This window comes from Peribacillus sp. SIMBA_075, assembly GCF_046534585.1.
Window position 1 is genome coordinate 21,912 of record NZ_JAWRYN010000028.1, and the last position, 13,580, is coordinate 35,491.

General features: G+C 41.5%; 8 protein-coding genes. 3 read left to right on the top strand and 5 right to left on the bottom strand.

Going from position 1 to position 13,580, the window contains the following annotated elements; all coding sequences use genetic code 11:
* Positions 1–199: 199 nt before the first annotated feature.
* The 3 genes from SB775_RS18340 to pdxR form a co-directional block, all read right to left on the bottom strand.
* Entirely contained in the window at positions 200–4,531 is a 4,332-nt protein-coding gene (locus tag SB775_RS18340; RefSeq protein ID WP_410862695.1) for an endonuclease, read from the bottom strand.
* A gap of 53 nt (positions 4,532–4,584) precedes the next feature.
* Positions 4,585–7,395, bottom strand: coding sequence for a bifunctional metallophosphatase/5'-nucleotidase (locus SB775_RS18345; RefSeq protein WP_410862696.1), 2,811 nt, complete (start codon positions 7,393–7,395; stop codon positions 4,585–4,587).
* Positions 7,396–7,861: 466 nt separating this feature from the next.
* On the bottom strand, positions 7,862–9,253 hold the full coding sequence (gene pdxR / locus SB775_RS18350; protein ID WP_410862697.1) for a MocR-like pyridoxine biosynthesis transcription factor PdxR: 1,392 nt from the start codon (positions 9,251–9,253) through the stop codon (positions 7,862–7,864).
* A 184-nt stretch (positions 9,254–9,437) separates the two neighbouring features.
* On the opposite strand from pdxR, the gene SB775_RS18355 reads away from it, so the two are divergent.
* On the top strand, positions 9,438–10,301 hold the full coding sequence (locus SB775_RS18355) for a DMT family transporter (protein WP_061465153.1): 864 nt from the start codon (positions 9,438–9,440) through the stop codon (positions 10,299–10,301).
* A 150-nt stretch (positions 10,302–10,451) separates the two neighbouring features.
* On the opposite strand, the gene SB775_RS18360 is transcribed toward SB775_RS18355, so the two are convergent.
* Positions 10,452–11,237: a PhzF family phenazine biosynthesis protein gene (locus SB775_RS18360; protein WP_410862698.1), complete on the bottom strand. Its 786-nt coding sequence runs from the start codon at positions 11,235–11,237 to the stop codon at positions 10,452–10,454.
* Between the two features lie 351 nt (positions 11,238–11,588).
* Here SB775_RS18360 and SB775_RS18365 point away from each other — a divergent pair, with 351 nt between their 5' ends.
* Positions 11,589–12,296, top strand: a complete 708-nt coding sequence (locus tag SB775_RS18365; RefSeq protein WP_410862699.1) for a 4'-phosphopantetheinyl transferase family protein — start codon at positions 11,589–11,591, stop codon at positions 12,294–12,296.
* Between the two features lie 161 nt (positions 12,297–12,457).
* Here SB775_RS18365 and SB775_RS18370 read toward each other — a convergent pair whose 3' ends face one another.
* Positions 12,458–12,988 carry a GNAT family N-acetyltransferase gene (locus SB775_RS18370; protein WP_410862700.1) on the bottom strand — a complete coding sequence of 177 codons (531 nt, stop codon included), beginning with the start codon at positions 12,986–12,988 and terminating at the stop codon, positions 12,458–12,460.
* A gap of 363 nt (positions 12,989–13,351) precedes the next feature.
* Here SB775_RS18370 and SB775_RS18375 point away from each other — a divergent pair, with 363 nt between their 5' ends.
* Positions 13,352–13,528: a VOC family protein gene (locus tag SB775_RS18375; RefSeq protein ID WP_410862701.1), complete on the top strand. Its 177-nt coding sequence runs from the start codon at positions 13,352–13,354 to the stop codon at positions 13,526–13,528.
* Positions 13,529–13,580: the final 52 nt, after the last annotated feature.

Genomic DNA, 13,580 nt, shown 5'->3' on the forward strand with positions numbered 1-13,580 from the left:
TGATATAAGGACCAATCCGGATCTATATGGAGATAAAGAGGAGTGCAGTTGGAGAGTTGCGATGTTTTTACCGAACGATATAAAAGTTTTATTAAAAAATAACTTCAGTTGGAAATAAAAAAAGACTATAGGCAAACACGACTTTCATCGAGGTTGTCTACAGTCTGTAGTGTAGCTTGCATTCAATATAAGAACCGATCTAACTCGCTTTTTTCACATCCATGGATTCAGCGGCCCCCCAAATTTCGGACGCCCATTCAGGATGATCGATGAATGGATTGCGGTTATTCTGCCAGTCATAAATTACATCATTTCGGTGGCTCTCGAAATCGTCGACTGGATCGAGATCATTCCATTTCAAAAGTGTCGATAGCTTTCCATGAAGCGGCTTTGGATACGTATTGACTGTATCGGACAATTCCAGATCCAACTCACCGTTTCCTTCATAACGGACGGCCATGTAAAATAGCATCCGGGCTATATCGCCTTTAACATGATCCGGCGGCTCCCATGAATCTGAATCAAACTTACATTCACAGCCACTATATGTTTGACCGCCCTCGTCAAAATCAAGGTGGCCCCGTTTACCATTCACTGTCACATCAGCTGGGCGGAGGTGATGAAGGTCGGTCCCAGGGCCTTTGCTTGTGCCAAAATTACCGTGGGACTTGGCCCAAACATGTTCACGGTTCCATTGTCCGGCATTGCCTCCATTGGCGTTCTTCGAAATAGACTTTCCAGAGTAAAGCAAGATGACATTCTGTTTGTTATCCGGATCTTCATCCGTTTCTTTAAGGGCATTCCACACTTGATCATAAGATAACATCGTATGACCCTTGATTATCGTGTGAAGAACCGATTTCAATTCCGTTCCGGTTTTTCCTGCCGCCGTTTCATAATAAGCTTCAAGCGGCTTATCATCCGATACGGTCAGCGTGAAACGGGCAACCACTTCCGATTGCTGGTCCGCGGCCTTGACTGCGACAAGGTATGTTCCAGCTTCATTTGCAGGAAGGGTTAATGTCGGGCCGGTGACTGTACCAATCGTGGATGAAAAGGTCAGTTTATCTTCATCCGGATCTGAGAAGTGCTCACTCAAATCGATAGTGACCTTGGAACCGGTTTTCACTTCAAGATTTTCCAGTTTTTTCGTTACGACGGGCGCATGATTTTCTTTAGGGTCGAAAGGAGAAGCAATTGCTTCCCCTTTTGAATCGAAAAACTTGATATTCTTAGTGTCGACACCTTCCGTTACAGACCATTTCTGAACATTTTCAGCGCCCCTGATTTCTTTTACATTGGCGTTATCAATGATGACTTCCTTCACTGCCATGCCTCCAAAATCAATGATTGCGCCTTCCTTATCCGGTTTGACAGCCACAGTTGCATTCTTCAGCCCAAGGCCTTTAAGTACAGCATAGGAACCTTTTAACCAGATACCTTCTTCGATGTTGGATGTTTCGTCAAGATCGATCAAAACACTAGGTGAAGCAATTGTAAGCCTTTTTGTTTTAACGTTTGTTAAATGATACGTTTTTTCCGGAGCAGCGGGTTCAACTCCCCCTGATTCAGTTAAAGCGGTTTGAATCAATACAGGGTCGTGATCGCTTGCCCTTCCATGCACTTCCATGAAGGATGAGTTAATATGGACAATATCGACTTTCGTGGCTGCCGCGATATTATTCGATACCAGGATATGGTCCAGTACTTGTGAATTGCCTTGATATGTGTATGAATAACGTTTTTCAAAAGGGACTTTCTCGATCATATTAGTTAAATCTTTACCCTTTAATGTTTTAAGCGGAGCTGAAAATTCATAATCATTAAAATCTCCAAGTAAGACGATATTCGCCTTGGCATCCTGTGCCTTGATATCACTGACGAACCGATTGACGATGGAGGCAATTTGAAGCCTTTGCGTCTCACTTGAAAGGAAAGGAGGTTGGTTTCTCCCGAATAGTGGCTGATCGCCGCCCTTCGAATTAAAATGATTGGCCACCACCACTACATTTTCCCCTTTAAATTCGAATTGAGCGGCCAAAGGCTTCCGACTCGAAGTGAAGGCAGGATCTGCAGGCTCGATTCGTCCAGGATTCAATGTAAGTTTTCCATCTTTGAAGGCAACGGATTGAGTCGCCGTTCCTTTCGTTCCCTCCGTTAATTTGACACGGTCGACATTGTATAAAAAGCCTACACGGATATTCCCGCCAGGTGCCCCGCCATCACGTTTATCTTCTGGAGCGATATCGATGAATTGATATTGCGGGCCGCCCAACTCTTTTATTTTGTCGGTCAATTTCTTGGCACTTTGAGCAGAATCCGTTGTCCCGCTATCTGTTGCACCATCATTATCTTGCATTTCCGTTACGCCGATGATATCGGGTTGTTTAAGATTAGTAATGATGGATGTTGCGATCGTCTCAACTTTCGAGTTAGCGGTTTGAGTGGAGAAATTCTCGATATTATAGGAAGCGATCGATAGTTTATCGGAATCCTTCTCTAGGGAAGTCACTTCCCGAACCGTTCCGCCATCCTTTAGCGCCGGCAGCTTATTTTTATCCGTCAATACCCTATAGTTGCTATATCCATAACTGATGACACCCGTAACCGAGCCTTCAAAAGAATCACCAGTTTTCGCCACAAATGATTCATCATCCATATCGAGGGTTATTCTTTCAGGATTGAAATCCGTTTCCGTTATTTTGACACCTCTAACTGCAGTGCTCGTTTCCATATTCCCTGGGATCACGACCAATTCACCATAGTCTTGAGGAGCGACCACTTTCGGGTTATATACTTCTACGAGCATCCCTTCCAAACTCTCATAGAAATCAATGCCGTCTTCAGTCGGATTGAAGTCTGTCAATCTATCATCATCGATGTTCTCAGACGGCGGAATGACATCCTTTCCAATGACGATCGGTTCTGGCATCGCTGCAGTGCCAAGCTTTTCAATCGTCGTATTAGTCAATTCAGTTGTTGGCAGATCCGTCGTTTTCATTTCAGCGTATCCTTCGACATACCACTCAACGACTTTACCGGCCACTTTGACATGATCGCCCGCTTTTAGGCCATGCGCTTTGTTGTACACAAGTATTCCCTCGGAAGTCGTTAAGTCCTTATCCGGGTTGGGATCTTGCATGTAAAAGTTATTCGCATCTTTTACATAAGTGACGACACCTTCCACACCTGAGACGAGTTGAGTTTCATAAGATGAAAAATGATTCATCCCCTGAATGTCACGAATCTTCACTTCAGTGGTTTTGTTAACGGTATAGGCAAATGTGAAAACTTCCGATGTCTTGTCGTTGATAGCGATTGCCTTGATGACCGTATCTTTCGTTAAAATGATAGGTTCTGTGTACACAGCACTTGAAGACGTCGGAGTGGATCCATCCAGCGTATAATGGATCTTCGCTTCTTCCCAACCCGAATCAAGTGATACTTTTGTATTTTCACTTACCGTACCAGGGAAAATATCCGTGTAAACTGCTGGCTTGTTCACCAGTTCATAATCTTCAAGACCACGTGGCTTCAGTTGATACGTGTCATTGAATTGCGATGATATTCCGGTTACGGAAATGACATCCCCTTCTTTAAAGCTCTTCAGGAAATCTTCATAATTCGACCCGTTCCGGTTATCATGGCGAACGATAACAGAGTTCCCTTTAGTATCTGCCGCCTTGAATTCGAATGTTCCATATGTTCCCGATGCGGCCAATTCTGTAATGGTCGCTTTTTCAATGGTGACCAGCTCACCTTGTGTTTCCCCATTGACGCCAGCCGCGTCAATTTTTTGGATTTCAGGAAGTTCATTCCCAGAAGAAACGACTTTAAGGGAATTTGGTTGAATTTGTAATTCCTTATTATAAGCGGATACTTGTCCGATTAAACGAACCTTATCCCCTTGCTTTACATCCTCAGGCCATGAAGAACCATATACATATAGCCCAGCCGTTTCATCTTGAATATAAAAGCCTTTTCCTCCCCAATATCCAAGCCCTGTGGTGACCACCCCATCAACCTGCACAACATCTTCCGTATTCGTGCGGGCCTCGGCGATGGATTCCAGAACCTTCACATCAGGCTGTTCAGGAGGTGTTCCTCCATCAGTGATGATTGTGTAATCCGTTGCTGATTTCAGACCTGGTACTGAAAAATATTTTTCCAGCTTCCCCGTAATCGTCACCTGTGCTTTGAGTAAATCCGGATGTTCGACTAGATTCAAAGCCGTTCGGATATTTCCGGCTGGAAGCTGAACAGGCATGATTTTCTTTACATCCTTTTCATCCGGACTATCTGCAATACCTATATTCGTACCTTCAGTAAAAGGCGATGTATGTTGATAGCTTGTACCGCTTTTAGCAGTACCGACGATGTATCCCTTCACCGTTGCCGTTCCGCTGTTATTATTAATCGCTTCGGTTACCGTTATTGTCCCTTCCGCTTTTGCAGCGGCTGCATATGGCAAAACCGTTGATAGCACGACCAATATGGCAAAGAAAAGCTTGCTTATCCCATTCTTCTTCAAGATCTCAACCCCTCCAACTTTTTACGTAGGTGCAGCAATCATTTGAATACCGCTTAAAAAATGGTTTCGCCTTTCACCGTGACACCGTTCATACTCACGGTTTTACCGTTAAGCCCCGATAAATCCAAATTGCCTTCGACTGTAACATTTGAAAAGGCAAAGCTATCTGATGGAGTTCCTGTTAATGTAAGATTCCCTTTAACCACTGCATTTTCCAATGAAGCGATATCCGTGATATCCACAACTACATTACCTTCATGGTTTTTTGGCGCATCAGCCGTTCCGCCAAAGTCTTTAGCCAATACCAAAGTCGGGTCTGTAGAGTTTCCGGCCACATCTTTGATGCGTCCTTCAATGCTTGGATCGACAGTTTTCAGCCCGCTTACATAATCCCGTAGATTCTCCCAATCAGCGAGTCCGATATCCGTCACTCTTCCTTCTTCATAAGCCTTCTTGAAAACGGAGAATCCATCCCCGCCCTTAGCTGTAAATGCATTGGTCGCCACGACATATTCCTTCGTTGCATCCAATTCGGAATATGTTCCATCTTGTCCCAGGACTTCAACCTTTGTCAGACGATTGCCTGGTTCCTTCGAACTATCGTAGCTGAATTTCATCCCTGATACATGCAGGAAGCCGCCATTTTCCTTAGGAGCGAGGCTTACACTATGCTCTAATGCTTCATTGATTTCTGCACCCGTAAGCTTCATCGTTGCCAGCGTATTCCCAAACGGTAAAACGGTCAGGATTTCCCCTAAAGTGATCTCACCTTGATCAATGCCAGCGCGGATGCCACCGCCATTTTGGAAAGCAATGACCGCATCCTTATTAAATTCTTTTGCTTTTTTTAGCATTCCGTCCGTAATTAAATTCCCCAGTTCCGTTTCATTTTTACGAACACTCGGTTTCGTTGCATCTCCTGCATCACGCGGGGTTTCCAATGCCTTCACAGCTGATGCACCAGTCTTCGTTTCCTTCAGCTCCTTAATCTTCGAGGAGTATGTTTCGAGAACTTTTGCCGCTTCGGCATCATCCTGTTTTTCCGAGAGCTTAATCAGCTGTCCGGCTTGTCCGACAATCTTGCCTTCCTTATCGAAATTCACATCGATCGTTCCTAAATAGTCGCTATATTGATACCCTTGAACGATGACAGTCGGCTCTTTCGTTTTCCCTTTATCATCCTTGTCAATAACAACGGGAGCGTCTAACTGCGTATGGCTATGTCCGCCCACAATCACATCGATGCCCTTGACCTTTGCAGCTAATGTTAAATCATTGTCATAAGCTGGATTGTCATCGTAACCAATATGGGATACGGCAACTATCTTATTAACCCCCATGCCTTTGAACGCCTTGACCGCTTTTTCGGCTTCTTTAAGATAGTTTTCAAATTCTATACTTCCAGGACTTGAGATATCTTTCGTTTCTTCAGTTGTAAGCCCGAAGAAACCTACCTTTTGACCATCCACTTGTTTTACGATTCCATTGTATATCTTCCCTTGCTCCGGCTTACTTGAAATCAAGTCCGAGAATAGTCCCTTAAATTTATCATCTTTGGAGAAGTCCACATTCGAACTGACAAATGGGAACTGTGCCCCTTTAATGAAGTCTGCCAAAGCTTGATGCCCCTCAGCGCTTGATCCCAAATCAAACTCATGATTCCCGAATGTCATGACGTCGTATTTCATTAAATTCATGAAGCGAAGATCCGCTTGCCCTTTGAATTCATTAAAATAGAGTGTTCCCGAGAATACGTCACCAGCATCAACCAAAAGAGCTTGCGGCTTACTCTTACGCACTTCTTTAACAGCTGTCACCCTTTTGGCCACATTGTCCAAGTGGGCATGCGTGTCATTCGTATGCATCAAGGAAAGCGTGATTGCCTTCGCTGGATTTTTCAAAGCTTCTTCAGCAGCGGCAACTTTCTGATCCGCCAATGCTATTTTAGCTTGAAAATCCTTACGGTCAGACTCCTTGATTCCATTTAAATTGATGGCAGCTTTCGCTTTTTTAGCTGCGTTTATCTGTTCTTTCGTTTTAAGTTCCCCATTGGCAAGAGCTACATAGGCATTGACCCGTTTTGCCACTTCTTTTTTCTTTTCTGCATATACCGCATCATCATACTTGCCTTTCACTTCTTTCACATAAGCATGTATGGCTTTTCCGAGTTTGGATGTTTTGCTGACCTTTTTCAACTGCGAAGAAACAGTATTCATCCGCTTGTCTGCGGTTTTTAAATCACCTTTCGTCACCCAGTAAGCAACTTTTTCATAGTAGTACGGCACTTTCAGGTCACCGTTCAAAGCTGTTTTGGTCGATTTAGTGAATTTATCGTATAAAAGCTTTTCGATTTTCGCACCGTAAACCGTATCTTTAATGGCTTTGTCTGTCTTTTTCACAGCTTTATCCAATGCATTGTATTGATCCCTGATATCATTTGATTTCTTGGCAATGATTGAATTCGTAAGGGCGTTAATCGATTTATCATTGGCAGCCTTTGCTTTTTCTGCCGCTTTATACCCTTTTACATATCCCTCTGAACGAGTGATGTACTTATCATAAGCTTCGATTTCTTTGTATTTGGCATCTTTTTCTTTTTTGCTTAACATTGATTTTTTAATGGTAGAGTTGATGTCTTTTTTTGCTTGTTTTGCTGACTTGATTTGTCTCTCAACAGTGGACACGGAAGCGAGTTTAGAAGAGTAGAAATAGGTGTCGAATGGTTTTTTGATAGTGGCCTTTGCCGTTTTGATTTTACTATTCAGGCTAGTGGCAGCATCTGATGGTGCAGGTGCTACTGCTACGATCGTTGTCGCAGCTATTATGGTAGCTGTTGCAATTTTTACGATTTTCTTTTTCCCCATTATAGTTAAGCCTCCCATATGTTCTATACTGATATAACATATTGCTAACATACCCATAGAGTTGACATACTTTTCAAAAAATTGAATCTAGATAAATTTAATTACTTATACACAAATCCCCCTACTTTTTTCCTCTAAAGATCCGTGTATATCCTATATTACAACAAAAAAATCCAATTTTAAAACAAATTTACAATCTAAAGTGGAATTTTAACAGAATATTATCATTATAATCACCCCAAAATACCCATTACCTTAAAGATGATATACCAATAAAATTATTCAGTAGTAAAATAGTATCACCCCTTATTAAAACCACCTTTGGCCTTTATACCTAAATTTGCAATTGACCAAAAAAGGAGAGTATCACTTTGTTAGCTCTGGTTATTTGCAGTAGTATTATTTGATCGTTAAACCGTCTTTTCTAAAGGAAAAGCAGATATCATAATCAAAACCAAAAGCTGACTTATATTATCCAAGCAGCTTTCAGTTTTTTTATGCCCTCTTGTATGTTGTCTTCGGAAACACCTGCGAATCCCATTAAGACTGTGGTTGCCGGCGGTTGTCTTTTATAAAAAAGAGAGGCAGGATAAATTTTCACGCCATGCTCTTTTGCTTTCCCAATGAGCTCTTTTTCACTAAATGGTGAGTAAACGTCAAGCAAGATATGCAGCCCCGAGTTTCCTCCCCGAATCTTCACTTGTCCTCCTAATTCGCTTTGTAAGGTCTCTAATAAAATGGCTCTTTTTTTTTGGTACAGCTTTCTCATTCGGTTGATGTGTTTTTGCCATTCGCCCTTTTTTATAAATTCAGCAAGCGTCAGTTGATTGTGAGAAGACACCGTTTGCTTATATAAGGAAGTGATTTCACTGCCTTTTTCTAAAAGAGGTAACGGAAGAATCATATAGCTGATACGCATTGAAGGGAGAAGAGATTTAGAGAAAGTGCCCATATAAATGACACGGTCATGCTGGTCAAGACCTTGCAAGGAGGGGATCGGCTGTCCGCTGTATCTGAATTCGCCGTCATAATCGTCCTCGATGACAAATGATTGATTTTCTGCCGCCCATTTAAGCAGCTGCATTCTTCTGTTAATCGTCATAATCGTTCCGAGTGGAAATTGATGAGATGGCGTTACATACACAAGGCTCGGCTTCTCTTTTCGGATTTCTTGGATACAGATTCCTTCATCATCGACTGGTATGGGAAGAATCTTCATATGATTGACTTCAAAAATCTTTCTCGTTCTCGGAAAACCCGGATCTTCATACCCTATGGAAATATTCGGGCCGAAGACTTGGCACAAGATCTGCATCAGAACAGGGTTCCCAGCCCCTAAGATGACCTGTTCAGGTTGACAATTGACGCCGCGCGATTGATACAAGTATTCTGCAATGAGTGTTCTCAGCTCAAGTTCTCCTAAAACATTCCCTGGCCGATAAAGCTGTTGACCATATTGATCTAAACTACTGACCATGCTTTTTCGCCAAGCGGAAAAAGGGAAGTGGGCAGAATCCACATTGCCATAATGAAAATCAATCGATTGTTCATTCTCTTCTGTTTTTGGCTTAATGGATGAGGTGCCTGGCATTTTAACAAGGATAAAATCAGAATCATTATAATCAGCAAACCAGCCGCTTCTCGGCTTGCTCATAATGTAGCCTTCAGCAGCAAGCTGTTCGTAAGCCCGTTCTACAGTCGTTTGGCTAATTGAAAGCTGAGTGGCTAGCAACCTTTTTGAAGGGAGTTTCATTCCTTTTTGAATACGGCCCTCATGCATATTTTTTTTGAAGAGCTGATAGAGCTGTTGATAAAGGGGAATGTCTAGATTTCGATTTAAAAAAAACGTGATATCCATTTATATGATTCCTCCTAACTGGCATGGTTTTATTTAAGGAAACTGGCTGTTTATTAAAGGTCAATGTAAGTTTATAGTCATTGTAATCCATTATGAAAGGCTTAATAAGAGGATCTAGATAAAAAATTGATTTAGTCATTTAAAGTAGTTTAATCAAAAAGAAACATGATTTGGAGTGATTGTAATGAACAAAGCAGCAAATGGTTGGATGAATGGTTTTCTTGGCGTACTGATCTTTAGCGGCTCGCTACCTGCGACACGATTGGCTGTAGCGGATTTCGATCCGTTATTCCTCACCGTCTGCCGCGCTGCGATAGCTGGCGTATTGGCTGGCGCTCTCCTTTTCATCTTCCGGCAGCAACGTCCTGTCAGAAGCGATATCGTTCCTTTATTGGTGGTAGCATTTGGCGTGGTTGTTGGTTTCCCGCTGCTGACAGCCTTGGCCCTGCAATATGTCACGTCTGCGCATGCCATTATCTTCATTGGGCTTCTTCCGCTCTCGACGGCGATCTTTGGGGTACTTCGGGGGGGTGAACGGCCTCGACCCTCCTTCTGGATCTTTTCAGCTGCAGGCAGCTTCCTGGTCGCAGGCTTTGCCCTAATCCAAAATGGGGAATCATCGCCGATCGGTGATGCATTCATGCTGGCTTCCATCATCGTATGTGGTCTCGGTTATGCAGAAGGAGCTCGGCTCTCACGCAAGCTTGGGAATTGGCAGGTGATCTCTTGGGCTCTCGTTCTATCGCTTCCCCTTATGCTGCCACTCTCGTTCTATTATACGCCGGACTCGTGGGCGGACATCGGTGATCCTGCTCTCTTCAGCCTTGCTTATGTGTCTTTATTCAGCATGCTCATCGGCTTCGTGTTCTGGTACCGCGGTCTCGCCCAGGGCGGTATTGCAGCGGTTGGACAGCTACAGCTTCTTCAACCTTTTTTTGGGCTGCTCCTTGCTGCTATGATTCTAAATGAGAAAGTCAGTCCGGCACTCGTAGCTGTGAATATTGCCGTTGTACTATGCGTGGCAGCCGCCCGACGATTCGCAAGGTAACACATGGCCCATTTAAAAAACGAGCGGAACAGAATCCTTGCTCCGGCTCGTTTATCATTTTGCAGTGTCCGTATTTTTCATAGATTCAAAGAATATTGACCCTCTGAGCTTGACCTCACGTTTAAAATGATTTTCATCCGTGACCAAGCGTTAAATAGTCAAGTTCCCTTCGAATACTGTCACGGCATGGCCAGAAAGTTTAACTGTGTCCTCCGCTACTTCAACCTTGACTAGCCCTCCTCTTTCCGATGCCTGATAGGCAATACAGATATTTTTATCCAGCTTGCTTTCCCAATATGGCCCCAGACAACAATGGGCAGAGCCCGTAACATAATCTTCGTCAAGGCCTTGGGCAGGGGAAAAGAAACGAGAGACGAAATCATATTCATTGAGATTCGATCGACTCGTTACAATGACACCCCGAGTCGGTAATTGGGCAATCAAATCGATATCTGGTTTTAAGTTCCTTACGATTTCCTCTGATTGAACTTCGACTAGATAATCCCATTTGTTTTGACCAACATACGTAGGCACAACGCCCAAAGCCTTTATCAGTAAATCCGGGGCAGCGGTCTCCTGCTCCATTAATGACGGAAATTCCAATTGAACCATCCCATCCACGAATTTGGCAGTGAGAAGCCCGCTTTTTGTCTGATAGACAATTACTTCATTCCTTGGTACGTATCCTTTCTCCCACAAAAAGAAAGAGCTTGCCAACGTCCCATGTCCGCAAATCGGGATTTCAATCGAAGGTGTGAACCAACGCAGCTGCCATTCATCATTATGAAGGTGAATAAACGCCGTAACAGGTAAATTAACCTCTTTAGCTATTCGTTGCATCCACTCACTGTCCTTTACCCCGCTAAGAAGACAGACAGCAGCAGGGTTCCCTTTAAAAGGTTGATCTGTAAACGTATTAATAATCGTTAATTCCATGAAAAAATGCCTCCTTAAATAGTATGTTAGTTATAATTATATCAAATCACATTTGGAATAGTTTACCTATTGGAGTCAGCAACCTTAGCCGAAGTTACTCTATGTATTAACACTTCTCTCTCTTTTTTTAGTTTGAAACCTTACAGTTATAGATTAAGATAAAATTATACAATTTTTTCAAGAAACGAAACATGCTATTACTTAAGGCATTCATAATAATGGGATGTAAATAAAAAAAGAAGTTATGATACATAAGAAATAGATAATAAGGAAAAGCTGCATATCGCTTTGTTAGATGAAAATGCAGGAACTGAAAAAATCTAGTTTTGTTAGTAAAGGGAGAAATTCAAAATGGAAATTTACGCAGTTAACATTGAGGGTATTAATGAATTTAATTTTGAATACACAACATACAATCACATTTTATCAAAACAAACCCTAAGGAAAGCAAAAAATTTTAAACACTATAAAGATAGTGTTAGAACTGTAGTCGGTGAATTATTAATTCACTATATCTATCTCCAAAACCAGAAAGAGGCTTCCATCCCCCTTGTGATACGACGAAATGAATATGGCAAACCATATTGTAATGAAGCAGCTTTCCATTTTAACGTCTCACACTCTGGCAGTTGGGTTGTTTGCATTGTCGATACTAAACGAGTGGGTATAGATATTGAACTAATGACAGATATAGACTATGAAGCTTTAATTTCATTTTTTCACTCTTTTGAAAGCAGAGAAATGAAGGAAAAAACTAGTAAAAAGGATTATTTTTATAAACTCTGGACGATAAAAGAAAGTGTCATAAAAAATATTGGAAAAGGCTTAAGTATTCCATTAAACAGCTTTTACGCCCGTCAAAACCAACAAGTAACGTCGATCCATTTCGAAGAAAGCACATTGAATGACACCAAATTTCATGTGAAAATGTTTGATTTTCAAGAAAATTATAAGCTAGCAGCTTGTGCCCTTCATGATAAATTTCCTGAATCTATTAGTTTCTTAGATGCATCTAAAATTTTTTCTTTTCTCATGCACGACAGTAGACTTCCAAAATAATTAAATATCTTATAATGTAAGCCGACTAAATAACGAGCCTGCATTGTTTGTCCATCCAACATTAACAATAAAAAAACACATGACTGTGGTATTTAAACTCCTCAGTCATGTGTTCATGCATAAAACCTTATTATGATGATTACGTGTCTTTCTTACATACATTAGTTTTCAGGAAGAAAAGAGTAAACATTTGTATCATATACTTCACCATTTTGATACATATAGTTTTTTAGGACTCCTTCTTGTTGAAATCCCATTTTCTTAAGTAAATTGTTTGACGGTACATTTTCAATAAAAACTACAGCACCAATTCTCGTTAATCCTAGAGTTTCCGAGCCGTAGAAAAGAATTTTCGAGACTGCTTCAGTCATATATCCCTTTTTCCAATGGTCAGGATGGATTTCGTAACCTATTTCCGCCCGTTTATGTTTAGGAGACCAAGCATTAAATCCAATTGTTCCTATTAACCCTTTTTCTCCTTTTCTTTCGATCCCCCACCTTATTCCTCTTTTTTCCTTTAAACTTTCAGAAAAAAAATCTACAAATCCGCTAGCTTGTTCGACGCTCTCTAATTTATCTTGACCATAAAAACGTATGACGTTAGCGTTAGAAAAACAAGAAAAAATGGCATCTGCATCCTCATGAGTTATTTCTCTCAAAATGAGTCTGTCTGTTTCTAAATTAGGAAACATTTAATATTCCTCCTATGAATTCATATATGACAAATCACTAGATAAATATTTCAATTTGCAGGTTCTTAACTTTTACTTTATCTGCGAAAAGTGTCACCAAAATAGAGGGCTACCTTCATAATTCATTGCCCTCTTACCCTAGTTTTTTCACCAAATTGGATATAAATGGCACTTTCACAATATCAAGTTTGCAGAACTTTTACAAGAATTCTTTGCGGATAAAAAAAATAAATGGCAGAGTGACAGTTAAGAATAGCAGTTTCTCTGATGATAAAAAGAGGAATACCCGGAATTTTGTAAATAACATCAAACTCCCTGAAGATTACAAGGCGTTCTTAACACTCCATAATGGGGCAAGAATATATGAATTACTCGGGTGACGACGGTGAAAAAATAGGGGGCGGTCTTCATGTTTTTAGTTTAGATGAAATAAAAGAGGTTCAGGAAATTGACTACCTGAGTGAACATGGGATTCCGATTGCCCACCTATTGAAAAGAGAAACTTATGGAGTTTACAGATCTTTCGTCTCTAAACCTTAATTGTGTAATTTTCTTGGATCGCTACATTATTGCACAGGTGAGGTGTTTTGGA